This window comes from Cupriavidus sp. CP313, from assembly GCF_054072015.1.
On record NZ_JBSVZB010000052.1, the window covers coordinates 15,052 to 39,919 of the forward strand.

At 66.3% G+C, this 24,868-nt stretch carries 25 protein-coding genes; 15 read left to right on the forward strand and 10 right to left on the reverse strand.

Annotated elements, in window-relative coordinates; genetic code table 11:
• Positions 1-48: 48 nt before the first annotated feature.
• Positions 49-1,011 (reverse strand): helix-turn-helix transcriptional regulator, encoded by a 963-nt coding sequence (locus ACW4E8_RS38530; RefSeq protein ID WP_456809273.1) that lies wholly within the window; start codon positions 1,009-1,011, stop codon positions 49-51.
• Positions 1,012-1,099: 88 nt separating this feature from the next.
• Between ACW4E8_RS38530 and ACW4E8_RS38535 the strand changes: the two genes are divergently transcribed.
• From ACW4E8_RS38535 to ACW4E8_RS38550, 4 genes are all read left to right on the forward strand, one after another.
• A complete protein-coding gene (locus ACW4E8_RS38535) occupies positions 1,100-1,564 on the forward strand; it encodes a DUF4863 family protein (protein WP_456809274.1) in 465 nt (154 codons plus the stop codon).
• An 8-nt stretch (positions 1,565-1,572) separates the two neighbouring features.
• Positions 1,573-3,120: a 3,4-dehydroadipyl-CoA semialdehyde dehydrogenase gene (locus tag ACW4E8_RS38540; RefSeq protein WP_456809275.1), complete on the forward strand. Its 1,548-nt coding sequence runs from the start codon at positions 1,573-1,575 to the stop codon at positions 3,118-3,120.
• Between the two features lie 83 nt (positions 3,121-3,203).
• Positions 3,204-4,808, forward strand: a complete 1,605-nt coding sequence (locus tag ACW4E8_RS38545; protein WP_456809276.1) for a benzoate-CoA ligase family protein — start codon at positions 3,204-3,206, stop codon at positions 4,806-4,808.
• 47 nt (positions 4,809-4,855) lie between these two features.
• On the forward strand, positions 4,856-6,214 hold the full coding sequence (locus tag ACW4E8_RS38550) for an MFS transporter (RefSeq protein ID WP_456809277.1): 1,359 nt from the start codon (positions 4,856-4,858) through the stop codon (positions 6,212-6,214).
• Between the two features lie 81 nt (positions 6,215-6,295).
• On the opposite strand, the gene ycaC is transcribed toward ACW4E8_RS38550, so the two are convergent.
• Both ycaC and ACW4E8_RS38560 read right to left on the reverse strand, forming a co-directional pair.
• The gene (gene ycaC / locus ACW4E8_RS38555; protein ID WP_316156793.1) at positions 6,296-6,922 is read right to left on the reverse strand and encodes an isochorismate family cysteine hydrolase YcaC; all 627 of its coding nucleotides are present in this window, start codon (positions 6,920-6,922) and stop codon (positions 6,296-6,298) included.
• Positions 6,923-6,974: 52 nt separating this feature from the next.
• A complete protein-coding gene (locus ACW4E8_RS38560) occupies positions 6,975-7,652 on the reverse strand; it encodes an isochorismatase family protein (RefSeq protein ID WP_013953523.1) in 678 nt (225 codons plus the stop codon).
• 149 nt (positions 7,653-7,801) lie between these two features.
• On the opposite strand from ACW4E8_RS38560, the gene ACW4E8_RS38565 reads away from it, so the two are divergent.
• The 4 genes from ACW4E8_RS38565 (at position 7,802) to ACW4E8_RS38580 (ending at position 10,020) form a co-directional block, all read left to right on the forward strand.
• Positions 7,802-8,710: a LysR family transcriptional regulator gene (locus ACW4E8_RS38565; RefSeq protein WP_456809278.1), complete on the forward strand. Its 909-nt coding sequence runs from the start codon at positions 7,802-7,804 to the stop codon at positions 8,708-8,710.
• Between the two features lie 425 nt (positions 8,711-9,135).
• Positions 9,136-9,360, forward strand: a complete 225-nt coding sequence (locus ACW4E8_RS38570) for a hypothetical protein (RefSeq protein ID WP_013953524.1) — start codon at positions 9,136-9,138, stop codon at positions 9,358-9,360.
• 98 nt (positions 9,361-9,458) lie between these two features.
• Complete coding sequence (gene infA, locus ACW4E8_RS38575) at positions 9,459-9,680, forward strand: translation initiation factor IF-1 (protein WP_008646230.1); 222 nt, start codon at positions 9,459-9,461, stop codon at positions 9,678-9,680.
• Positions 9,681-9,765: 85 nt separating this feature from the next.
• Entirely contained in the window at positions 9,766-10,020 is a 255-nt protein-coding gene (locus tag ACW4E8_RS38580; RefSeq protein ID WP_013953525.1) for a hypothetical protein, read from the forward strand.
• Between the two features lie 30 nt (positions 10,021-10,050).
• Here ACW4E8_RS38580 and ACW4E8_RS38585 read toward each other — a convergent pair whose 3' ends face one another.
• The 4 genes from ACW4E8_RS38585 to ACW4E8_RS38600 all read right to left on the reverse strand — a co-directional run bounded on the left by ACW4E8_RS38585 (position 10,051) and on the right by ACW4E8_RS38600 (position 12,936).
• Complete coding sequence (locus ACW4E8_RS38585; protein WP_456809279.1) at positions 10,051-10,425, reverse strand: hypothetical protein; 375 nt, start codon at positions 10,423-10,425, stop codon at positions 10,051-10,053.
• Between the two features lie 94 nt (positions 10,426-10,519).
• Positions 10,520-10,846, reverse strand: coding sequence for a hypothetical protein (locus tag ACW4E8_RS38590; RefSeq protein ID WP_340527353.1), 327 nt, complete (start codon positions 10,844-10,846; stop codon positions 10,520-10,522).
• Positions 10,847-10,989: 143 nt separating this feature from the next.
• Complete coding sequence (locus ACW4E8_RS38595; protein WP_456809280.1) at positions 10,990-11,292, reverse strand: hypothetical protein; 303 nt, start codon at positions 11,290-11,292, stop codon at positions 10,990-10,992.
• A 777-nt stretch (positions 11,293-12,069) separates the two neighbouring features.
• Entirely contained in the window at positions 12,070-12,936 is an 867-nt protein-coding gene (locus ACW4E8_RS38600; protein ID WP_456809281.1) for a LysR substrate-binding domain-containing protein, read from the reverse strand.
• 125 nt (positions 12,937-13,061) lie between these two features.
• On the opposite strand from ACW4E8_RS38600, the gene ACW4E8_RS38605 reads away from it, so the two are divergent.
• From ACW4E8_RS38605 to ACW4E8_RS38635, 7 genes are all read left to right on the forward strand, one after another.
• Complete coding sequence (locus ACW4E8_RS38605; RefSeq protein ID WP_456809282.1) at positions 13,062-13,649, forward strand: hypothetical protein; 588 nt, start codon at positions 13,062-13,064, stop codon at positions 13,647-13,649.
• A gap of 111 nt (positions 13,650-13,760) precedes the next feature.
• Positions 13,761-15,374: a rhodanese-like domain-containing protein gene (locus tag ACW4E8_RS38610; protein WP_456809283.1), complete on the forward strand. Its 1,614-nt coding sequence runs from the start codon at positions 13,761-13,763 to the stop codon at positions 15,372-15,374.
• Positions 15,375-15,435: 61 nt separating this feature from the next.
• The gene (locus ACW4E8_RS38615; protein WP_456809284.1) at positions 15,436-16,437 is read left to right on the forward strand and encodes a Bug family tripartite tricarboxylate transporter substrate binding protein; all 1,002 of its coding nucleotides are present in this window, start codon (positions 15,436-15,438) and stop codon (positions 16,435-16,437) included.
• Positions 16,438-16,495: 58 nt separating this feature from the next.
• Entirely contained in the window at positions 16,496-17,710 is a 1,215-nt protein-coding gene (gene metC / locus ACW4E8_RS38620; RefSeq protein ID WP_456809285.1) for a cystathionine beta-lyase, read from the forward strand.
• On the forward strand, positions 17,694-18,710 hold the full coding sequence (locus ACW4E8_RS38625) for a M14 family metallopeptidase (RefSeq protein ID WP_456809286.1): 1,017 nt from the start codon (positions 17,694-17,696) through the stop codon (positions 18,708-18,710). The genes metC and ACW4E8_RS38625 overlap by 17 nt, the downstream gene beginning before the upstream one ends.
• A gap of 75 nt (positions 18,711-18,785) precedes the next feature.
• The gene (locus ACW4E8_RS38630; RefSeq protein ID WP_456809287.1) at positions 18,786-19,757 is read left to right on the forward strand and encodes a Bug family tripartite tricarboxylate transporter substrate binding protein; all 972 of its coding nucleotides are present in this window, start codon (positions 18,786-18,788) and stop codon (positions 19,755-19,757) included.
• 4 nt (positions 19,758-19,761) lie between these two features.
• Positions 19,762-22,014: a molybdopterin-dependent oxidoreductase gene (locus ACW4E8_RS38635; RefSeq protein ID WP_456809288.1), complete on the forward strand. Its 2,253-nt coding sequence runs from the start codon at positions 19,762-19,764 to the stop codon at positions 22,012-22,014.
• A gap of 496 nt (positions 22,015-22,510) precedes the next feature.
• Here the strand turns inward: ACW4E8_RS38635 and ACW4E8_RS38640 are convergent, their stop codons facing one another.
• From ACW4E8_RS38640 to ACW4E8_RS38650, 3 genes are read right to left on the reverse strand one after another with little or no spacing between them, the layout of a single operon-like run.
• Positions 22,511-23,449 carry a 2-hydroxyacid dehydrogenase gene (locus ACW4E8_RS38640; protein ID WP_456809289.1) on the reverse strand — a complete coding sequence of 313 codons (939 nt, stop codon included), beginning with the start codon at positions 23,447-23,449 and terminating at the stop codon, positions 22,511-22,513.
• A gap of 33 nt (positions 23,450-23,482) precedes the next feature.
• Entirely contained in the window at positions 23,483-24,484 is a 1,002-nt protein-coding gene (locus tag ACW4E8_RS38645) for a Bug family tripartite tricarboxylate transporter substrate binding protein (protein ID WP_456809290.1), read from the reverse strand.
• Positions 24,485-24,504: 20 nt separating this feature from the next.
• A complete protein-coding gene (locus tag ACW4E8_RS38650) occupies positions 24,505-24,660 on the reverse strand; it encodes a hypothetical protein (protein WP_456809291.1) in 156 nt (51 codons plus the stop codon).
• Positions 24,661-24,868 lie beyond the last annotated feature (208 nt).

Here is a 24,868-nt window from a genome sequence, read left to right on the forward strand (position 1 = left end):
GCGCCGGTCACTGCCCCCCCCCGATGCCGGGATATTGCGCCCCAGCCGTCACAACGGCATGCGCAAGGCCTGGCGTACCAGTTCGCGCAGGGCGGCAAATGTGGGTTCCAGCGGCTGCGCGCTGGTGTCCAGCGAGAACTCCGCCTTGGAATAGAAGGCCGCGCGCCCGGCCAGGATATGGCGCAGGTCCTCCATGGCCTCCTTGCTGGCCGCCATCGGGCGGAAGTCGCCCTGCTCGCGCACCCGCTCCATATGGTCTTCCGGCTCCGCCTGCAGCCAGACCGTGGTGCAGTGGGCCAGCAGCAGGTTGAAGGTGGCCGGATCAGAGACCAGGCCGCCGGGCGTGGCGATCACGGCTTCGGGATAGATCTGGATGGCCTCTTCCAGCGCGCGCCGCTCGTAGCGGCGATAGGCGTTCATGCCATACAGGCCCTGGATCTCCGAGATGCTGCAACCGGCAAACTTCTCGATCTCGCGGCTCAGCTCGATAAAGGGGAAGTCCAGGTCTTCGGCCAGCATCCCGCCCAGCGTGGTCTTGCCGGCACCGCGCAGCCCGATCAGCGCCACGCGCGGGCTGCGCGCGGCCTGGCCGGCATTCTCGCCGCCCGTGCCGAGCATCTCGCCCACGGCAATGCGCACGCGCCGCAGCGTGGCTTCGTCTCGGTGCTCCAGCAGTTCGCGCAACAGGATCCATTCAGGCGACGACGTGGTGACGTCGCCCAGCAGCCCGGCCAGCGAGCACTGCAGCGCATCGGCAATGTGCTGCAGCACCAGGATGGAAGCGTTGCCGCTGCCGTATTCCAGGTTGGCCAGGTGCCGCTCTGACACGCCCGCGGCCTGCGCGGCGGCCTTTCGGGTCAGGCCGCGGCAGGCGCGCAACTCGCGCACACGCTCGCCCAGGGCGACCAGGAACGGGTTCTTCTCAGTGCCGTTGGCAGCGCTTGCATCTGAATCATGATGCAGGTCGGCTTCCGGGGTTAACCCAGACTCATGCAATATAGTGCTTGACATGATTTCGGCGCGGCTCTATTTTTCATACATGCACAATAATGCATGAAACCAGTGATAGCAACTGGCGAATCAGACGGAGCCCCTCACCATGTCCCCCACAGAATTCCGCAGCCAGATCGCGCAGCTCACCGCGCAACTGGCAGGCCGCCCGCTGGATACCGCACTCGATGCCTGGCTCAACGCCGAGCACGGCGCCGCCAGCACCACCTACCAGCAACTGAAGGAAGCATGCCAGGCCGGCGTGGCCGAAGGCTGGCTGTGCGACCGCGAAGGCGGCGGCATCCGCTACGGCCGCATCTTCAAGCCGGCTCACGACCTGCACGGCTTTTCCGTCGACGTGGTCGACATGCAGGACATTGCCGGCCCGCACCATACCCATCCCAACGGCGAGATCGACCTGATCATGCCGCTCGAGGGCGAAGCACAGTTCGACGGCCGCCCCGCCGGCTGGCTGGTGTGCCCGCCGGGCAGCGCCCACCGCCCCACCGTCAGCAACGGCTGCGCGCTGGTGCTCTACCTGCTGCCGGAAGGCCGCATCGACTTCACGCGCTGAGATCCCCCATGACTGAATTGCTATCCAACTACCTCGGCGGCAAGTGGCAGGCCGGCAGCGATGCCGGCACGCCCTTGTTCGATCCGGTGCTGGGCGACGAACTGGTGCGCGTGGATGCCACCGGCCTGGACCTCGCTGCCGGCTTTGCCTTTGCCCGCGAACAGGGCGGCGCTGCCCTGCGCGCGCTGACCTATCGCCAGCGCGCCGCGTTGCTGGCTGACATCGTCAAGGTGCTGCAGGCCAATCGCGATGCCTATTACGACATCGCCACGGCCAACAGCGGCACCGTCAAGAACGACTCCGCGGTCGACATCGATGGCGGCATCTTCACGCTGGGCACTTACGCAAAGCTGGGCGATACGCTCGGCGACCGGCATTACCTGCTGGATGGCGAGGCCGCGCGACTGGGCAAGGACCCGTTGTTCCAGTCCCGGCACGTGCTGGTGCCCACGCGCGGTGTGGCGCTGTTTATCAATGCCTTCAACTTCCCGAGCTGGGGACTGTGGGAGAAGGCGGCGCCGGCATTGCTGGCCGGCGTGCCGGTGATCGTCAAACCCGCTACCGCCACCGCCTGGCTGACCCAGCGCATGGTGCGCGACGTGGTCGAGGCCGGAGTGCTGCCGGCCGGCGCGTTGTCGGTGGTGTGCGGCAGCTCGACCGGGCTGCTGGACCAGTTGCAGCCATTCGACGTGGTGTCGTTCACCGGTTCGGCCGATACGGCCGCGGTGATCCGCTCGCACGCGGCGATCGCGCAGCGCTCGGTGCGTGTGAATATCGAGGCGGACAGCATCAATTCCGCGGTGCTGTTGCCGCAGGACGGCCCCGATACCGCCGCCTTCGACCTGCTAGTGAAGGAAGTGGTGCGCGAGATGACGGTCAAGTCAGGCCAGAAATGCACCGCGATCCGGCGCGTGTTCGTGCCCGAGGCGCTGTTCGGACAAGCTGCCGAGGCCATCGGTGCGCGCCTGTCGAAAGTCACCGTGGGCAACCCGCGGAACGACTCCGTGCGCATGGGCGCGCTGGTCAGCCGCGCACAGTTCAACGCCGTACAGGAAGGCCTGGCAAACCTGCGCAAGCATGCACAGGTGCTGCACGACGGCACGCAGCATCCGCTGGTCGATGCCGATCCCGCCGTGGCCTACTGCATCGGCCCGACCTTGCTCGGCGTCAACGATGCGGACGCCGCCGCCGCGGTGCATGACACCGAAGTCTTCGGCCCCGTAGCCACCCTGCTGCCCTACCGCGATACCGCCCACGCGCTCGCGCTGGTGCGCCGCGGCCAGGGGTCGCTGGTGACATCGCTCTATGGCAACGACGCTGCCGCGCTGGGCGCCGCCGCGGTGGAGTTGGCCGACAGCCACGGCCGCGTGCATGTGATCTCGCCCGATGTCGCGCAACTCCACACCGGCCATGGCAACGTGATGCCGCAATCGCTGCACGGCGGCCCCGGCCGCGCCGGCGGCGGCGAGGAACTGGGCGGCCTGCGCGCGCTGAATTTCTACCACCGTCGCAGCGCCATCCAGGCCAGCACCGCGGTGCTCGACACCCTCGCCTGACAGTCAGCCATCCGGCTTTACCGCGCCGCCACGTCCGCATGGCGGCGCGCAGCACACCGTACACCAGAAACGGGGAGACACGCATGACCGCCATCACCGCAGACGTCCCGGTCCAGCCGCCGGGCACGTCCTTCAACTTTGCCGCGCACCTGCTCGGCTGCAACGCGGGGCGCACCGGCAAGACCGCCTATATCGACGACGACGGCCAGCTTAGCTATGGCGAACTGGCGCAGCAGGCGCGGCGCCTGGCCGCCGCGCTGCTCGATGCCGGCATCCGCCGCGAGGAGCGCGTGCTGCTGCTGATGCACGACTGCACCGACTGGCCGGTGTGCTTCCTGGGCGCGATGTATGCCGGCATCGTGCCGGTTGCCGTCAATACGCTGCTGACCGCCGAGGACTACGTCTACATGCTGCAGCACAGCCGCGCGCAGGCGGTACTGGTCTCGGCCGCGCTGCTGCCGCTGCTGCAGGAAGCGCTGGCGCGGCCCGGGCATGAAGTCGGCAAGGTGTTCGTGTCGCGGGCGCGCGGGCCGCTGCCGGACGGCATGGTGGCGCTCGATACCGTGCTCGCCACGCAAACGCCGTTGTCCGCGCCTGCCGCGACCAGCCCCGACGATCCCGGCTTCTGGCTCTATTCGTCCGGCTCGACGGGGCAGCCCAAGGGCGTGGTGCACAGCCACGGCAATCCCTACTGGACGGCCGGCCTGTATGCGGGCCCCGTGCTTGGCCTGCAGGAGCAGGACACCTGCTTCTCCGCGGCCAAGCTCTATTTCGCCTACGGGCTCGGCAACGGCCTCAGCTTCCCGCTCAGCGTGGGCGCGACGGTAGTGCTGATGGCCGAGCGGCCCACGCCCGAAGCCACCTTCCGCCGCTGGCGCGAGCAGAAGCCGACCGTATTCTTCGGCGCGCCCACGGGCTATGCCGGCATGCTCGCATCGCCGGCGCTGCCCGCGCGCGACGAGGTGGCGCTGCGTCTGTGCTCGTCCGCCGGCGAGGCGCTGCCCGCCGATATCGGCCAGCGCTTCACCGCGCATTTCGGCTGCGAGATCATCGACGGCATCGGCTCCACCGAGATGCTGCATATCTTCCTGTCCAACCGGCCCGGCCAGGTGCGCTACGGCACCACTGGCTGGCCGGTGCCGGGCTACACAATCGAGCTGCGCGACGAGGAAGGCCGCCCGGTGCCCGACGGCGAGATCGGCGACCTCTATATCCAGGGCCCCAGCGCCGCGATGATGTACTGGGCCAACCGCGAGAAGTCGCGCGAGACCTTCCGCGGCGGCTGGACCAAGAGCGGCGACAAATACGTGCGCAACCCGGATGGCAGCTACAGCTACGCCGGGCGCAGCGACGACATGCTCAAGGTCAGCGGCATCTACGTATCGCCGTTCGAGGTCGAGGCCACGCTGGTGCAGCACCCGGCCGTGCTGGAAGCCGCGGTGATCGGCGTGCCGGACCATGAAGGGCTGGTCAAGACCAAGGCCTTCGTTGTGCTGAAGGCGGGCGCGCAGCTTGACGATGGCGAGCTGAAGGCCTTCGTCAAGGAGCGGCTGGCCGCCTACAAGTACCCGCGCGCGATCGAGTTTGTCGAGGCACTGCCCAAGACCGCCACGGGCAAGATCCAGCGTTTCGTATTGCGCGAGCGCGAACTGAAGGCCGCCGAAGTGCGCGCCGCCACGGTGGCATGACCGGCAACACCGGCTGCCCCGCCATACCACCATACCGGAGACAAACCATGCGTCAGATCGATGTCCACAAGCTGGCCGACGAGGCCCGCTTCAACCGCTTCCATGCGCTTATCCTGTTCTGGTGCGCGATCATCATTATCTTCGACGGCTATGACCTGGCCGTCGCCGGTATCGCGCTGCCATCGATCATGAAGCAGATGGGCGTGACCGCCACCAGCGCCGGCTTCATGGTCAGTTCGGCGCTGTTCGGCATGATGTTCGGCGCGATCTTCCTTGGCACCGTGGCCGACCGCATCGGCCGCAGGCGCGCCATCGCCATCTGTATTGCGCTGTTCAGCGTCTTCACCGCGGCGGCTGGCTTTACCAGCGACCCGGTAACGTTCAGCATCACGCGCTTTCTCGCAGGCCTGGGCATCGGCGGCGTGATGCCAAACGTGGTGGCGCAGATGACCGAGTACTCGCCACGCAAGCTGCGCGGCACACTGGTGACGCTGATGTTCAGCGGCTATTCGGTCGGCGGCATGCTGGCCGCGCTGCTGGGCAAGGGACTGATCGAAAGCTATGGCTGGCAGTCGGTTTTCCTCGCCGCCGGCCTGCCGGTGCTGCTGGTCCCGCTGGTGCTGCGCTCGCTGCCGGAGTCGATGCCCTACCTGCTCCGCACCGGCCAGACCGATGCTCTGCAATCCGTGGTATCGCGCCTCGTGCCGTCGCATCGCGCGCAAGCCGGCGACGTCTTTACGCTGGCTGCGGACGACAAGGCCGGCAGCGCGCCGATCCGCCGCCTGTTCCAGGACGGCCGCGGCTTCAGCACGGTGATGTTCTGGGTGGCGTTCTTTATGTGCCTGTTCATGGTGTACGCGCTCAGTTCGTGGCTGACCAAGCTGATGGCCGGCGCAGGCTACAGCCTGGGCTCGGCGCTGACTTTCGTGCTGGTGCTGAACTTCGGCGCCATGCTCGGCGCGATCGGTGGCGGCTGGCTGGCCGACCGGCTGCCGATCAAGTACGTGCTGATCGGTATGTACTCGCTGGCCGCGGTGTCGATCACGCTGCTGGGCTACCCGATGCCCAGCGCAGCGCTGTTCGTCGTGGTGGGCCTGGCAGGTGCTTCCACCATCGGCACGCAGATCGTCACCTATGCCTATGCGGGCCAGTTCTATCCGATGGCGGTGCGCGGCACCGGTATCGGCTGGGCCTCGGGCGTGGGGCGCAGCGGCGCGATCCTGGCGCCGATCGTGATTGGCGTGCTGGTGGGGATGTCGCTACCGTTGCAGCAGAACTTCCTGGCGATTGCGATCCCGGCGGTGATTGCGGTGGGGGCGGTGTCGATGATCAACCACCGGCGCTCGGCGTCGGCGCAGGCGGAAGTCGCCGCGACGCCGGTGCGGGCGGCCGTGAAAGAAGCCTGAGGGAAATTGCTTGCCGCTTGTCAGCTCCCTCTCCCGCTTGGGGAGAGGGAAGCAAACCGACAGCGATCTGAGCCGCAGTGCTTACTTGCTGCCCTTGACGGTGGTGTACGCCGTAATCAAGTTCCGATAATCCGGAATATGGTTCGAGAACAGCGTGCCCAGACCCTCGATGTCGTTGCGCCAGTCGCGATGCAGTTCGCAAGCCACGCCGAACCACGTCATCAGCTGCGCGCCAGCGTCAGACATCCGTTGCCAGGCCGAATCGCGCGTGATTTCGTTGAAGGTGCCCGAGGCATCGGTCACGACAAAGACTTCGAAACCCTCTTCGATCGCCGACAACGCAGGGAAAGCCACGCACACCTCGGTGACCACGCCGGCGATCAGCAGCTGCTTCTTGCCGGTGGCACGCACCGCGGCAACGAAGTCCTCGTTATCCCAGGCGTTGATCTGGCCCGGGCGCGGAATGAACGGTGCGTCAGGGAACATGGCCTTGAGCTCAGGCACCATCGGTCCGTTGGGGCCATCCTCGAAGCTGGTGGTCAGGACGGTCGGCAGCTTGAAGTACTTGGCCAGGTCAGCCAGTGCCAGCACGTTGTTCTTGAACTTGTCGGGCTCGATATCCCGTACCAGCGACAGCAGGCCGGCCTGGTGATCGACCATCAGGACGGCGGCCTGGCTCTTGTCCAGGCGCTTGTAGGGCTTGCTCATGGTGTGCTCCTGTCAACAAATGAAGGGTATGCCGTGCGTTGCCGGCAAGGCATCAGCGCTTGGAGTCCAGGACCTCGTGGTTCTTCTCCACGTCCTGGGCCTTGAGATAGCTTTCGATCAGCAGGCGGTACGCCGGGAAGATCTGCGTGTAGACCTCGGCCCATTGCTGCGCGTCGGGGCGGTTCCAGCTCTGCTGCAGTTCAGAGGCCACGGCGGCGGTATCCATCGGCACCACGCCGGCCTGGACAATGCGCGCCAGGGTGATCTCCTGCGCCATCTTGGAATAGGTGCCCGAGGCATCCACCACCGCGAACACCTTGTAGCCGTCGGCCACCGCGCTGATCGACGGGAATGCCATGCACACGCTGGTGATGGTGCCGGCGATGATCAGGGTCTTCTTGCCGGTCTCACGCACCGCGGCAACAAAGTCGGGGTTGTCCCAGGCGTTGATCTCGCCCTTGCGCGCGACGTATTTGGCATGGGGGGCGTTTTCGTGGATTTCGGGGATCAGCGGGCCGTTCGGGCCTTGCGGCACGGATGCCGTGGTGATCACCGGCAGCTTGCACAGCGTCGCCATCTTGGCCAGCGCTGCCGCACGGGCGCGCAGCTCAGGCATCGGCATGTCGCCAACGGTCTGGAACAGGCCGCTCTGGTGGTCGATCAGCAGCATGGCCGTATCGGCGGGATCCAGTACCGGACGCTTGCCGTTGAAATTCGCGGGTGTGGTCATTTGGCTTTCTCCTATGCGGTTGGCGAAACCGGCGACTCGGCAATCCCAAGCCGACCGTGTGGGCAAAGCATAGGTCTTGGCAGATCACGCCGGTAGGATGGAAAATCTGCCCTCAGCGTCCTACTGACAGGACGACAGGAGCCGCCCGCTTGCATCCCGACCTGAATGACCTGTATTACTTCGCGCAGGTAGTCGACCACCAGGGCTTTGCGCCCGCCGGTCGCGTGCTCGGCATACCCAAGTCCAAGCTGAGCCGGCGCGTGGCCATGCTGGAGGAACGCCTGGGCGTGCGCCTGATCCAGCGCTCGACGCGGCGCTTCTCTGTGACAGAACTGGGGCAGACGTACTACGCCCACTGCAAGGCCATGCTGGTGGAGGCCGAAGCGGCCGAGAGCGCAATCGAGCAAACCCGCGCCGAACCCAGCGGCCTGGTGCGCATGAGCTGCCCCGTGGCGCTGCTGCATGCGCGCGTGGGCGACATGATTGCGGATTTCATGGCGGCGAACCCCAAGGTCATCGTGCACCTGGAAGCCACCAACCGGCGCGTGGACGTGGTGGCGGAGGGGATCGACCTGGCCATCCGCGTGCGCGTGCCGCCATTGGAAGACAGCGACCTGGTGATGCGCGTGCTGGCCGAGCGCGCCTGGTGCTTCGTGGCCAGCCCGGCGCTGCTGGCCGGCCATGGGCCGCTGCTGGCGCCCGCGGACCTCAATGCGCTGCCAACGCTGGACCTGGGCCCGCCGCGCCCCTCGCACACCTGGTCGCTGTACGGCCCCGATGGCGCCAGCGCCGACCTGCACCACAAGCCCCGGCTGGTCACCGACGACATGATCATGCTGCGCACCGCGGCCGTGGCCGGTGCCGGCATCGTGCAGCTGCCGGTCATGATGGTGACCGACGAGCTGCGCGATGGCCGGCTGGTGAAGGTGCTGCCGGACTGGTCGGTCGGGGGCGGCGTGATCCACGCCGTGTTCCCGTCACGGCGCGGGCTGCTACCTTCGGTGCGTGAACTGATCGACTTCCTGTCGCAGCGCTTCGCGCAGATCAGCGAACGCTGAGCACCGCAAGGCGGCCGCACCAGGGGCACTGCCCGTCACGCGAGCAGGTTTGGCCCGGAAGTGGTATCATTCGGCATTCTATGCACGGATCGGCAACGCCCGACATCCGTGCGCCAGCCGCAAGACAATCTCACAAAAGCATTCAGCGGCGGCATATCGGGCGTACACCCGATGCGTCTTTGGGCCGAACGGCCCACCACCATTATCCGACCGGCGGCATGTCCGCTCCGCAACGATCGCCCCTGTACCCGGCGCATCGGCTTGCGCAGGCATGGTCCACTTCACGCCAGATTCAACGCCCGTGCTGCCGCGCGGGCCCGACGCTGGCACACAGCAACGGCGAACGGCCGCCACCGCGCGACGCTCAGCATCGGCAACCCGATGCACCGCGCCACCTGCGGCCGCGCCCATGAACAGGCATCACATTGAATCGAATCAACCCTACCCCTTACACCGTTTCCGTCTATCCCATCCAGCAGGAACCCGGCCTCTGGTTCGCGACCTACATGATTGCGGAATACCGCAATGGCGCCGAACGCATCGTGGCCAACGTGGCAATGCGCCACGACACGCACCGCTCTGAGGCCCGCGCCAGGCAATCCGCGCGCCGTGCCGGCGAACGCGCCGCAGCGCGCCTGCGCCAGCAGTAAGCCAGGCATCGTAAGCCCCATCCCATCGGCCAGTTGGTGTCCAGTTGGCCGTCACAACAGCTCGCGCACAAGCGGCGCGGCTACAGCAAGGAGCCTCCTTGGCAAAAGAAGAACTGGTCGAATTTGGCGGCAAGGTGTCGGAAGTCCTGCCCGACAACCGTTTCCGCGTGATCCTGGAAAACGGCTTCGAAGTCTGGGCGTACTCGTCCGGGCGGCTGAAGAAGAACCGCATCCGCGTGCTGGCGGGCGACCGCGTCACGCTGGAGATGTCGCCCTACGACCTCACCAAGGGACGCATCAACTACCGGCACAAGTCATAGGCCAGCGTCCCCTCGCCATGGCATGCGCCGCGCCGGCGCGTGCCGTCCCGCTAACGATTCATCCCTCAATCAAGGAGAACCGATCATGTCCGTCATCGAAGAATGGGAAGCCGTGCACCTGACGCCCGAAGGCTGGCAGGCAGGCAGTTACCGGCATGCACCGTGGCAGGCGGTTGAAGTCGCACCGCCCGCGTCGGGCGTGCTGACCGTCAGGCGCCACGTGACGGCCACCTATTGCGGGCCGTCGCGCGCGGTGGAAGACCGTACTCCCGAGATCGCCGACATGGCGCTGATCGAGGCGCTGCTGGAGCGCCACGGCGACCCGGTATTCCAGATCTGACCTGATCTGGCTTGACGATTGCGTGCGGCCTCAGCCAAGCACGCGCACATGCGGCCGGGCCGTCCTGAGCCCCGCGCCGACCGGCCTCAGCTCGCCGTCCCATGGCGAGGCGGCGAGGTCCAGCACCGCATCGCCCTCGCGCGCCTTGTCGTGCAGCTGGTCGCGCACCACCTGGCCGATGGCCAGGCGGCACAGCGCCTCGCCGCTGACGGCAAGCTGACCCTGCAGGGCCCCTGGCTCGGCCAGCACGCCAAACGACCGCCGCCCCACACCCACGAAGCTGGTGAACAGCACCCCGGTGGGACGCTCCGCATCGATAAAGCAGACTGCTACGTGATAGGTGATGCCTTTGCCCTCACCGGGCAACGTGCACAGAAAACCAGATGATCCCGAACGCATGTCCATGAACGGACTCCTTGCAGTCTGACGGATAGCGCCGCGCCTGTTTCCCCGCTCCGCAACTTGGCCTGTGACCAGGCCGCGCTGCGGAACCGGATACCTAGATCGACGTCACGGATTCGCCGGCGACCAGGCCATTGATGATGTCTTCGCCGAACTGCAGCGCACCGCGGCGCGCCGAGCCGATGTTCTCCCAGCGCGACTCGCTCATGGGGAACACGCGCGCATGGTCGCTGCCAGGGCGATAGCCCTCGCGGCAAATCACGATCGACGCGAGGAAGCTGTTGTCGGGCTTGGTGCGCGGCCAGGCCTGCTCAGGCCGATGGCGATAAACCAGGGGATACAGATCGAAACCCTTGTAGCTGGCAAAGGGCGTACTGCCGGGAACAGTGTTGCCGGGACTGCGGCTGGGACTGCTGTCGCTCACGACATCTCCATGCGGCATCGTGCCGCGCTGATGGGAAGGATTGCTGAACTCATGCTGGATCACGCGCACGGCATGGGCCATGGCCCTGCGCGGGCGTCAGCGGCGCAGCAAGCACCACGGCGCCAGGGCCCGTCGTCGGACCTTCAGGACGCCATCGGCGCGCCGGCCGTTGTTACCGATACCCCCGGCACCACGCCATTGATGATGGCCTCGGCATAGCGCAACGCACCGCGTCGCGCGCCGCCGACGTTATCCCACGGTGCGGCGTCCAGGCGGAACGTGCGCGCCTGCATGCCTTCGGGCGACTCGCCTTCCAGGCAGATCACCACGGCTGCATCAAAGGAACGGTCGGGCCGCGGCTCGGGCCATATGCGCTCGGCGGCGTGCTTGTACACGAGGGGATAGAGATCGTATCCCTTGTAAGTTGCAGCCGGATAGATATCCATGGCAGCCTCCGCCGTTTGGTGATCCTGCCCCCACTCTACGCTTGTTGCCGCGCCAGCAGTGGCTTTATTTCTGTTTTGTCAAACTTTTCCTCTCGCGACACTCCGGCCGGAAGGCCAATAGTAACAACGGTTTGCGAACCTCCAAGGCCTGGTTTCATGGCTGGACCTTTGCGGCCAGGGGCCAACTAGGGGCCGGCACAAGGAGATCGCAGGGTCCAACGCATTGCGTTACGCCTGGGGGATTGGCGCCCGCCGCGGCCAGGCGGGCATCTCGCCCTGCCCATCCCATCCCAACTCAGCCCCTCGGCATGCAGTAGCAGACCGCGGGTGGTGTCCTCGCTGCCCCATGAAGACCTGCTGGCGTACGAGTGCTTCCTCGCCGATCCGCAACCGGCCGCGCGCAGGGTGCTGACCGGGAACATAAAGCTCGCGCGCAACCATCCGGTGCCCGTATGCCGGCCCGCTGTCGCCCGGCAGCGTGCGCCAGGCCATGGTCCCTGAATGCCTGCTTTGCCTGGCTCATAGGAACCGGCCACCTTGCTGGCAACCCACTCTCCGCCTGCGCATCACGCTACCTGAGCCATGAAGTCTCCGGCGGCGCGGGCTATCAAGATAGCATCCGCGCGGGGCGAGACCGGCAATGAAGTCATGGCATGTAGCGATAGCCGCCATTCCGCGGCAAATATTGATACGCGATCTTCTTAGTTTGCAGCGCCTGCTACGCGGCTTACGATCCTGGCTTCCCTGCATTCCGAACGCCGGAATCGCGGGTAGCCGTCACGCGCTGACCAGCCCGCGCTGCAGGGCCGTTTTGAGCATTGAGAAGACATGCCGAGCAACAGGATTGACCGCATTGGGACGCGCCCAAAGGTAGTAGGTGACATCGGGCAGCCGCGGCAAGCCATCGTTCTCGCCCAGGATGCGCATGTCCGCCGTCAGCAGGTCGATGCTGCGCGCCGTAATGCCCAATCCACCGCGCAGCGCCGCCTTGATGCCGATCAGGCTCGGTGCCAGATAGGCGATACGCCAGGGCACACCAGCATGCGTCAACGCCTCGAGCGACAGCTTGCGGAACAGGCTCGGCTCATCGGCCAGGATCAGCGGTACCGGCGCGCCGCGGTCGTAGACAAAATCCGCCGAACACACCCAGATCGTAGGCGTGGTACGCAACACAATGCCCTCGAGCGCATTGTCTTCACGGGTAGAAACGGTCAGGTCGATTTCGCCGCGCCGCAGCGATTCCATCAGGAACGGGCTTCTGCCGACATGTATCTCCAGCCGCAGTGCCGGCGACGACCGAGCAATATGAGACAGCAGCACCGGAAGGATGGTATCCGCCACATCGTGCGGCGCGCCAATGCGCAGCGAGCCGGTCAGGTCTCCCTCGCGCAGCATTCGCAGCGCCTCGTCGTTGATGGTCAGCAGCTGCCGCGCGTATTCCAGCAGCTTTTTGCCGTGCCGCGTCATCTGCTTGCCGCGGCCCTGGCGCTCGAACAGCGTCAGCCCAAGCTGTTCTTCCAGCCTCTGCATCTGTTGGGTGACGGCCGATTGCGTGCGTTGCACTGCTTCGGCGGCGGCGCCAAAGGTCTCATGGTCGGCAATGGCCACCAGTGTGCGAAGCAGGTCCAGATCGAGGTTACGCATTCATTAGCCCTGCTAATGGGTTTTCGTCGCACATTAAGTGGTTTTCAGGGCTGGTGTTCATTACAGTGAAACACGAGATACCGTTTCACCCCTCAAAAACAGAGATTACAAGGATCGATCGCATCATGTCCATCACACAACAGCGCCAGGCAGCCGTCGGAGAGACCATCGAATCCATTAAGAATATCGTAGATAAAGGCGGCGTCACGCGCGCCAGCCTGGGCGATGTCCTGTCGCACGTGGAAGAACTGGCCGCACGCACCGCGCTGTGGGGCGAGGCCGACTTCCCGCCGCCCGAGCCCGCCGAACGCCAGGCGCGTTACCTGATCGCCGAGGACCCCAATCAAACCTATGCGCTGTACCTGAACGTGATGCGTCCGGGCAAGCGTATCCCGCCGCACAACCACACCACCTGGGCCTGCGTGGCCGGTGTCAGCGGCGTCGAGTTCAACGATGTCTACACCCGCACCGACGACGGCAGCCAGCCCGGCGTGGGCACGCTCGAATACTCGCATACGGTGGAGGTTGGCCCGCGCCGCGGCATCGCGCTGCTGCCGGATGACATCCATTCCGTGGAAATCCGCGGGGAAGACGTCATCCGCCATCTGCATATGTACGGTCGTTCGCTGGAAACGCTGACTGATCGGCTGACGTTCGACCTCGAGACCGGACGCTGCCAGATCATGAACGTGGGCGTACAGACCCGCCGCTAAGAAAAAGCCTGAAGGGGGCCTGAGCCAGAGCGCCGGGCCGCCCACTCCTGAGATCCGACCCGCCGAATTCCCTCTCCGCGGAGAGGACGGCTCCCTTTTGCCCAAAATTTCATGAGCCAAGCTTCCTATACCGTTGTCGACGCTGTCACCCTGAAGGGCTGGCTGCACGATGCCGACGAGATCGCGCTGTTCGATGTGCGCGAACACGGCCAGTATGGCGAGGGCCATCCGTTCTATGCCGTGCCGCTGCCCTACAGCCGGCTCGAGCTCGACGTCGGCCGCCTGGCACCGCGTACCGATGCGCGCATCGTGCTGGCCGATGACGGCGACGGCGTGGCGCAGGCCGCAGCCGCCGCGGTGGCACGCCTTGGCTATACCAACCTGTTCATCCTCGATGGCGGCATGCCGGGCTGGCAGGCCGCCGGTTACGCGCTGTTTGCCGGCGTCAACGTGCCGTCGAAGACCTTCGGCGAGCTGGCCGAGCACCACTACCGCACCCCACGCATCACCGCGCAGGAACTGGCAGCCATGCAGGCCGGTGCCAATGCACCGGTGGTGCTCGATGGCCGCCCGACCGGCGAATTCCGCAAGATGAATATCCCGGGCGCGATCTGCTGCCCCAACGGCGAACTCGCTTATCGCCTGCGCGACCTGGTGCCCGACAGCACCACGCCGATCGTGATCAACTGCGCGGGCCGTACGCGCAGCATCATCGGTGCGCAATCGCTGATCAACTTTGGCGTCAGCAACCCGGTCTATGCGCTTGAAAATGGCACCCAAGGCTGGTACCTGAACGATTTCACGCTCGAACACGGCGGTACCGCACGCTATCCGGACAACGCGTCGCCACGTGAGCTCGATGCCGCGCGCGACGCCGCGCGGGCGCTGAGCGCCCGCTTCGGGGTGCCGCACATCGCTGCCGCGCAGGCCATTGCCTGGCTGGCCGACAGGTCGCGTACCACATTCCTGTGCGATGTGCGGACCCCCGAGGAATATGCCACGCAGACGCTGCCCGGCGCGCAACACACCCCTGGCGGCCAGCTGATGCAGGCCACCGATCAATATGTCGGCGTGCGCCGCGCAAGGCTGGTTCTGTTCGATGCCGAAGGGGTGCGCGCCACCGTAGTGGCCAGCTGGCTGCGCCAGATGGGTCATGACGCCGTGGTACTCGATGGCGGGCTACAGGCAGGACTCGCGGCCGCAGTCAAGGCTGCGCACGGACCCGGACATCAGGTGACCGCGCCGGCCACCGTCAATGTCGCGCAGCTGGTCGCCGGAATGGCCACGCAATCGATGCTCGCGCTGGACCTGCGCGGCAGCATGACATTCCGCGCGGGCCATATCGCCGGGAGCCGCTGGTCCACGCGCGCGCGACTGGCACAAGACCTGCGCGGCGTGCCGCACGATACCACGCTGGTGCTGATCGGCGATGCCGACGGCGACGAACCCGCAGACCTGGCCGCCGCTGACCTGAACACGCTGGGCTATCGCGATGTACGCCGGCTGCAAGGCGGTTTCCGCGCATGGCGCGACGCCGGCCATGCAGTGGGCCAGGGCGCCGATACGCTGCCTGATGCGCGTTGCATCGACTACCTGTTCTTCGTCCATGACCGCCACGACGGCAACAAGGCCGCAGCCCGCCAGTACCTCGCCTGGGAAACAGGGCTGATCGCACAGCTCGATGCACAGGAACTGGCCACATTCCGCTTCCCTGCGGTCGACTGATTCCCACCCGAACCTGCAAGTCCGCCACGACAAACCTGCCAATAGAGAACGAGGTCGCCCCATGTCACGCCCGATGTCATCACGCTTTCCGCGGTTCCTGGTTGCAGCACTCACCGTCACGATGTTCGGCGCCGCCACGGCTCAGCCGCTGGCGCCGGTCAACGGCTATCCGTCGCAGCCGCTACGTATCGTGTCGCCGTTTCCCGCCGGCGGCGGCAACGATGCGGTGACGCGCGTGGTGGCCACGCGGCTGTCCCAGGTGCTGGGCCAGAGCGCGGTGACCGACAACCGCGGCGGCGCCGGTGGCAATATCGGCACGCGCTATGTGGCGGAGTCAAAGCCCGATGGTTATACGGTGCTGACCTCGCAGGTATCGATCATGGCCGTGAACCCGACGCTCTATCGCGCGCCGGGCTTCGACCCGGTCAAGCAGTTCATTCCGGTCACGCAGGTCAACGCGGCGCCGCTGGCCATCGTCGTCTCGGCCAACGCCCCCTGGAAGACATTCGAGGAACTGGCCGCACAGGCCAAGGCGCAGCCGCAGAAGATCACCTTTGCCACGCCCGGCAACGGCACGCTGTCGCACCTGGTGGGCGTGGTGCTTGACAAGAACAGCAATGTCTCGCTGCAGCATGTGCCATACAAAGGGGCTGGCCCGGCCATCAACGACCTGCTCGGCGGACAGGTCGATGTGCTGATCACGTCCACCTCGTCGGTGGCCAGTTTCATCCAGACTGGCCGCATGCGGGCATTGGCCGTCACCAGCCCGCGTCGTCTCGGGGTATTCACCAAGGTGCCGACCCTTGAAGAACTGGGCTATCCCAATGCACGCTTTGAGGACTGGTACGGCTTTTTCGTGCCGGCCGGCACCTCGCCCGAGCGCGTGGCGCTGCTGAACCGCGCCATCGTGCAGGTGCTTCAGCTGCCCGAGGTAGTGAAGACCATCAACGACGGCGGCAGCGACGTCGTCGCCAACAGCTCTGAAGCGTTTGCCGCGCAGCTCAAGCAGGACATCTCGCGCTGGTCGCAGGTTGTCAAGTTGTCCGGCGCGCATGTCGACTGACGCAAGGCACGGACCTTGCGACGTCTCCCACAACCATGAGCCACCCCACAGGCCAACCATGACGAAAGCGCTCCCAACACGCCTTGCCCATGCCGGACGCATATCCGCTGTGCCCGGCGGCCAGCCGGTCAACCCAGCCGTGGTGCGTGCGAGCACCGTGTTGTTCGAATCCGTCGCCCAGCAGCGCGAGATGCGCGCGCGCCGCAATACAGAGCGCCTGTTCACCTACGGTGCGCGCGGCAACCCCACCAACTTCGCGCTCGAAGACATGGTGACGATGCTCGAAGGCGGCTATCGCACGCGCCTGTTCCCGTCGGGGCTGGCCGCGGCGGCGATGACGATACTGGCCTATGTACGCCCCGGCCAGCATGTGCTGCTGCCCGACTGCGTCTATGAGCCGGTGCGCAACCTGGCCAACGGCTTCCTGCGCCAGCACAGCATCGCTGCCGACTTCTATGCGGCGGACGGCTCCGACCTCGAGGCGAAGCTGCGCCCGGAGACGCGGCTGGTCTATGTGGAAGCCCCCGGCTCGCTGGTCTATGAAATGTGCGACCTGCCCGCGCTGGCCGAACGCGCACATGCGAACGGCGCACTGGTCGCCGCCGACAACACCTGGGGATCGGGCCTGCTGTATCGCCCACTGGAACTCGGCGCCGATATCTCGCTGATGGCCGCCACCAAGTACCTGGGTGGCCATTCCGACGTGATGATGGGCACGGTCTGCACCACCGAGGCCGCCTGGCAGCCACTGGCGACGATGTCCGACGCCTTCGGCATGACCGTGAGCCCCGACGATGCCTATCTGGTGCAACGCGGGATCCGCTCCCTGGGCGCGCGTCTGGCGCAGCACCAGGAAAGCGCCTTGGCGGTGGCGCAATGGCTGCTCGACCGTCCCGAAGTCGCGCAAGTCTTCTGCCCCGCCCTTCCGCACGATCCCAGCCACACCCTGTGGCAACGCGACTGCCATGGCACCAACGGCCTGCTCTCTTTCACCTTGCGTTCGCAGGCGCAGGTGGCGCCCGAACGCTTTGTCGACAGCTTGGAGCTGTTCGGCATCGGCGCCTCATGGGGCGGCTTCGAAAGCCTGGCGGTACTCGCCGACATGCGCCGCGCGCGCAGCATCAGCGACTGGTCATCGCACGGCACCGTGATTCGGCTGCATATCGGCCTGGAGGCCGTGTCCGATCTGCTGTCCGACCTCGATCAGGCATTCGCCGCCATCGCTCACCTTGAATCGACTGAACAGGAGTCCTCCCATGCCCATCATCGGTGACTGGTTGCGCCAGCAATCCGGCCCCGCCCGCACCAGCGGCCAGCTGCCTGTCGGCTCGATGGCCTCAGGCATGAGCGTCGCGCTGCCCTATGTGGCGGTGCGTGGCGCGCAACCGGGACGCACACTGTGGCTGCACGGGCAGGTCCATGGCGACGAGATCAACGGCATGGTGGCCGCGCTGCGTTTTGCGCGCAGCCTCGACCCCGCCACGATGCGCGGCAATGTGGTGGTGACGCCCACGGGCAATCCGCACGCACTCGATGCGCGGCGCAAGCGCAATCCGTACGACGAACTCGATCTCGACCAGACCTATCCGGGCAACGCGGGCGGCCTCGTATCGGAACGGCTCGCGCACGCGCTGATCAGCGAAGTGCGCGGCGTGGCCGACGTGCTGATCAACCTGCATACGATGAACCCGCTGTTCGATGCGCGGCCCTACACGGTCTACAAGGTGCATCCGGACAGCAGCGTGACCGAGGCCGACGTGCTGGCCGCCATGGCACCGTTTCATCCGCACGTGGCCTGCCGGCAGGATGTCGGCGGCAAGGGCGAACTGCCCGGCAATATCGCTGGTGCGCTCGACTACCAGTGCCTGGCAGCCGGCGTCTGCGCGTTCATGCTTGAGCTCGGCAGCGGCAGTCGTTTCGAGGCCGACAACATTGCCGTGGCCGAAACCGGCTTTCAAGTGCTGGCCGTGCAGATGGGCATTCTCGATGGCCCGCCGGCCAGACCCGCGGCCACCAGCCTGCGGCGCGTCAGGCGGCGCGGCTGGATCACCGCCGATGAAGGCGGCCTGTTCATTCCGGCCACGCGTGCCGGGGATCTGGTGCATGAGGGTGCGTCGATCGGGGACACGCTCAAGCTCGATGCCTCGCTCACGGCCGTCAAGCCGTTCACGCGCGACGGCATCCTGATCGGCCTGCGCAGCGATCCGGTCGTCCACACCGGCGAACGGCTGGCCTTCGTGGCCTGGGAATGGGACACCGTGCAACTTGCGTAGGACTGCCGCATGACAACGGCCAGCGCACAAGGCCCTGGCCAATCACCCGTTTGACCGTACCACCCGGAGTTCATCATGCTTGCCCCTCGCGCCCTTTGCCTGCTCCTGCCCTGCCTCGCCCTGCTTGCCCCGCTTGCCGCCCACGCCGCCTGGCCCGATCCGTCCAAGCCGATCCGCATCGTCGTGGGTTTTCCACCGGGCGGCGGCGCCGATGCGCTGGCACGCGCCGTTGCCCCGGCACTGTCCGGACAACTGAAAGCCAATGTCATCATCGACAACCGTCCCGGCGCAGGCGGCCTGATTGCCACCGATCTCGTCGCCAAGTCCGCGCCCGATGGCTACACGCTCTACGTGGCCACGCCGGGATCCTTCACGATCTGGCCGAACCTGCGCAAGCTCAACTATGACCCGCAGAAGGACTTTGCGCCGATCAGTGTGCTGGTGACGATGCCTAACGTGCTGGTCACCGGTGCCGACACACCATACAAGGACGTGCAAGGCATGTTGGCTGCGGTCCGCAGCGCCAATGGCAAGTTCTCGTACGCATCGGGTGGCAATGGCACCATCGGCCAGATCGCGGCCGAGCAGTTCAAGATGCTGACTGGCCTGCAGATGCAGCACGTCCCGTACAAGGGCACCACGCCCGCACTGACCGATGTGATGGGCGGCGTCGTGCCGGTCACGTTCTCAGATCCTTCGGCCAAGCCGCTGATCGCCTCGGGCAAGCTGCGCGCATTGGCTGTGACCACCGCGACGCGCTCGCCGCAGTTTCCGGGCGTGCCCACAGTGGCCGAAGCGGGTGTGCCGGGCTACGACGTGACCAACTGGTACGGCCTGGTCGCACCGGCCGGCACGCCAGCCGAGGTCATCGCACAACTGAACAAGGCGCTTGCCAAGGTAATGGCCGACCCGGATATCCGCCAGCGGCTGGCGGCGTCCGGCATGGATGCCACTTCCGATACCCCGCAGCAGTTCGCGAAGCTGCTGAGCGCGGAGCGCGCCAAGTGGGGCGAGCTGATCCGCAAGGCCGGCATCCAGGGCGATTGATATTGTGACCATCCGCCGCTATCCGCAACTGGCGCACTGGGGCGCCTTCACGGCCGTCGTGGAAGACGGCCGGCTGATCCGCTGCGAACCGTTTGCGGCAGATCCCAATCCGTCGCCGCTGCTCGAGTCGATTGTGCCAATGGTGTACTCGCCGATGCGCATCCGGACACCGTTGGTGCGACGCGGTTGGCTGGAACGGCGCGAGCAATCGGATGGTCATGCTCGTGGCCGCGACGAATTTGTCGGAGTGTCGTGGGACGTTGCACTCGATCTCGTTGCCGGCGAAATCCAGCGCGTGCGCGATGCGCATGGGCCATCGGGCGTGTTCGGTGGATCTTATGGCTGGTCGTCAGCGGGCCGGCTGCACCACGCACGTTCGCTGATCCGCCGCTTTCATTTCTCGGGTGGCGGCTGCGTCGACCAGGTTGGCAACTATAGCTGGGGCACCGCACAGTTCCTGCTGCCACATGTGATCGGCACCTATCGCCCGCTGACGGGCCGCGTCACCGCATGGCCGAGCCTGATCGCACATACCGAGATCTTCCTGGCGTTTGGCGGTCTTGCACTCAAGAACGGCCAGGTCTCGTCCGGCGGCGCGGCCGAGCACACGCAGGAAGGCTGGCTGCGCAAGCTGGCCGCCAGCGGCGCCACGGTCATCAATATCAGCCCGACGCGCGACGACTGCCCGGACTTCCTCGGCGCCGAATGGATTCCGATCCGCCCGAACACCGACGTGGCGCTGATGCTGGCGCTGGCCTATGAGTTGCGCCGCGCCGAAGCCCACGACGTGGCGTTCCTGGACACACATTGCAGCGGCTGGCCGAGCCTGGAAGCGTATCTGCTGGGCCACGGCGACGGCACGCCGAAGACGCCGGCATGGGCTGCGGCCATCACTGGCATTCCCGCCGAGCGCATCGAGCATCTGGCCCGCCAGCTCGCGGGAAAACGTAGCTACATCACGTGCAGCTTTGCCGTGCAACGCCAGCACCGCGGCGAGCAGCCGTACTGGATGGCGATTGCATTGGCCGCGATGCTGGGCCAGATCGGCCTGCCCGGCGGCGGATTCGGTTTCGGCCATGGTTCGATGAACGGCGTGGGCAATCCGCGCGTGGCGACGCCGGGGCCCGAGATGCCGGTAGGACACAACCCGGCCAGCCTCGACATCCCCGCCGCGCGGATCTCGGACATGCTGCTGAATCCGGGCGCGGCCTATCGCTTTCTCGGCGAAACGCGCCACTACCCCGACGTCAAGCTGATTCACTGGGCGGGCGGCAACCCGTTCCATCATCACCAGCAACTGACGCGCCTGCGCGAGGCCTGGGCACGACCGCAAACGGTGATTGTGCAGGACATCTGGTGGACGGCCACGGCACGCCATGCCGATATCGTGCTGCCAGTGACCACCGCATTGGAGCGCAACGATATTGGCGGTTCTTCGCGCGACCGCTACGTGCTGGCGATGCACCAGGCCATCGCGCCGCTGCATCGGGCCCGCAGCGACCTGGATATCTTCACCGAGCTGTCGGACCGACTCGGCCATTGCGAAGCGTTCACCGAGAACCGCGATGAATCCAGCTGGATCGCTGCGATCTATGCACGCTGCCGTGAAGCGCAGGCACACGCAGGCATCGAGCTGCCATCGTTCGACCAGTTCTGGCGCACCGGCCACGTCGCCCTGCCGCAGCCGAAGGAGGACTTCGTACTGTTCGACGATTTCCGTCGCGACCCCGCGGCGCATCCCTTGCGCACGCCGAGCGGCCGCATCGAACTGTCGAGCCCCACGCTCGGCACGCTATCGCAGGACTGTGGCACGCATCCGCATTGGCACCCCCCCGTCGAATGGCTCGGCGCGGTGGAGGCGGAACGCCATCCCCTGCATTTGATATCGGTTCAGCCGAGCGATCGGCTGCATAGCCAGCTCGATCCCGCCCCGCTGGCGCAGGCAGGCAAAATCGCTGGCGCGGAACGGATTACCCTGCATCCCGCGGATGCGTCCGCACGCGGCCTGCATGCCGGCATGCGCGTGCGCGTGCACAACGCGCGCGGCGCAATCGCGGCAGGATTGTCCGTCAGCGATGGCGTCGCGCGCGGTGTTGCCGTTATGGCCACCGGCGCATGGTACGACCCCGATGCCGACGGGGTCGACCGCGCCGGTGCGGCGAACACATTGACTTTAGATATCGGCACATCGGACCTAACGCAAGGCCCGAATGCGATGAGTTGTCTGGTGGAGGTGTCACGCGAAGTCGGCTGCTAAGCTTTTCGCTAAGCTTGCAAGGGTGGCGACGACGTATCCAGATGCCCCACTCCATCATCAACAGGCCGCCCAGACCCGCGTGGTTAAGGGGATTGGCTGTGATCGACATGGAGCTTTACCGTCGCGTTTACCGTCAAGCACGCAGAGCATTTGTTGGCGCGGGAGATGGAGCGATTTGCGGGGCGACGACTCTGGCGACACCATCGTCAATCAGATTCAAGGATACAGAAAAAACTTCTACAGGCGCTAGCCACTCTATGTAACCCGTCCGAAGAATCACGGGTTGACTCGCACCCTGCCTGGTTGATGAGTCGCCGACGACCCCGCAATGCCTCGCGGCCTGGTCAATGGGTATCCCTTCCCCTGCCCAGGTTGCTCGAATGCGGTCGCCCAGTTGAAAGCGTCGGGGCCGCTGTACAAATCGTTGCCTCTGCTGGCCCGGGGTGGCGCATCCCAGACTGGAGTCGCCACAAGCTGAACGCGTAGCGGCGCCCAGCTAGATCGCCGACTTTCTCACGGCACCCGTGGCAAAGAACGCCTGCAGGTTCTCGAACACCAGTTCGGCCATCGCCTGGCGTGTCTCATGCGTGGCGCTGGCGACATGCGGGAGCAGCACGACGTTGTCCAGTTCGAACAGCGCCTCGGGCACGTGCGGCTCATCCTCGAACACATCCAGTCCGGCCCCGGCGATGCGCTGGTGAACCAGCGCATCGACGAGTGCGGCCTCGTCCACCACGGTGCCGCGCGCGATATTGATCAGGAAGCCTTGCGGACCCAGTGCGTCGAGGACGGCGGCGCAAACCAGATGGCGCGTCGACGGGCCGCCGGCGGTGGCGATAACGAGATAGTCGGCCCAGCGCGCCATGGCCTCCAGCGAGGGCTCGTATGCGTAAGGCGCGTCGTCGGAGCGGTTGCGGCTGTGATAGCGGACCTCCATGTCGAAGCCGGCTGAGCGGTGCGCGATCACGCGCCCGATACGGCCCATGCCGATGATGCCGAGCCGCTTGCCGCTCACGCGCGTGGCCAGCGGAAACGGCCCCTTGGGCCACTCGCCCCGGCGCACGAAGCGGTCCGCGGCGCTGATCTTGCGCGATACGTCCATCAGCAGCGCAAAGGCGGTATCGGCGACGCAGTCGTTCAGTACGTCCGGGGTGTAGCCCACGGCGATGCCACGGCTGCGCGCGGTGTCGAGGTCGAGCTTGTCCAGGCCCACGCCGAAGCTGGAGATCACGCGCAGCGACGGCAAGGCGGCCAGCAGCGCGGCGTCGGCCCCGATCGCAGCGCGCGTGGTCAGGGCGACGAACTCGCTGCCCTGGCGGGCGAGGAAGCTGGCGGGTTCGGTCTCGGTCCAGAACGGATGGACGTCGTAGTGCTCGGCGAGACGCGCTTCGACGGCTTCAGGCAGTCGGCCGTGCTGCAGCAGGCGGGGTTTCATGCGCTATGTCCTTATTTGAAGAGAGAGTCGGCGTCAGTCCGCCCGTAGATTGTTGTCGACGATGATCTTGGCGTAGCGTTTGCGGTCGGTGGCGATCAGCTCGCCGAACTGCTGCGGGGTGCTGCCCACGGGGATCGCGCCCTGCTCTATCAGTTGCTGGCGGACTTCAGGCACCGCCACCACCTGTTTCACGCCCGCGGCGATCTTCTCGACGATTTCCTTTGGCGTGCCGGCCGGCGCAAGCAGGCCAACCCACGAGCCGGATTCCGCCCCGGAGATCCCGGCCTCCTGCAGCGTCGGCACATTAGGCAACGCCGGCGACCGCACCTTGCCCGTCACCGCCAGCGCACGCAGCTTGCCCGCCTTGACGTGCCCCGCGGTCTCCAGCACCGAGGCGACCAGCATGTCGACGTTGCCGGCCATCAGGTCGGTCATCGCGGCGCCGCCGCCCTTGTACGGCACGTGCAGCATGTCGGTGCCGGTGGTGGCCTTGAAGATCTCGCCCGACAGGTGCGGCGAGCCGCCAGTGCCCGAACTGGCGAACGTCAGCTTGCCCGGCTGCGCCTTGGCCAGCGCCACGAGATCTTTCGCGGTCTTGGCGGCCAGCTTGGGCGTGACCACCAGCACGAACGGCAGCTCGGCCATCTCCGTCACCGGCACCAGGCCGTTGGGGTCATAAGAGAGCTTGGTGTAGAGCGTCGGGTTGATCGACTGCGTGCCGACATTGCCCGCGACCAGCGTGTAGCCATCCGGCTTCGCCCGCGCCGCCAGCTCCAGGCCGACATTGCCGGCCGCGCCCGGGCGATTGTCTACCAGTACCGGCTGGCCCCATAGCTGCGACAGGCGCTGCGCGACCAGCCGCGTGGCGATGTCGGTGCCGCCGCCCGGCGTGAACGGCAGGATGATCGTGACCGGCCGTGCCGGCCAGGCAGTGGCCTGTGCGTGCGCGGCGGGCACCAGCAGCGGTGCGGCGGCGAGGCAAAAGGCCAGCAGGACGCGGCGCCGGCCGCCGTTGGCTCGATGTTGATGTGGCATGGCTGTGTCTCCGTGTCGCGTCATTCCGGCTGGATGCCAGCGTTCCTGGCCACCTTGGCCCACTTGACCGTCTCGGTCTGGATAAAGCCGGCGAACTGCGCGGGGCTGCCGCCCGCGGGCTCGATGCCGGCCGCCAGCAGGCGTTCGCGCACGTCCGGCGCAGCCAGGGCCTGCATCCGCCTCGGACAGGTCGAGTGCGCTGCCACCCTCTTCGCCGTTCTCTGCCGAGGGCGGGTTGCGGCTGATGCAGGGCAACCTGGGCCGCGGCATGATCAAGGTCTCGGCGGTGGCGCCCACCGGCCAGGGCGCATCCACCCATGCCTCCGCGGCGCAAACCGTCGCGCAATAGCCGGCCCGAAGTTACCGCGGGGCGGCAACGCCCCC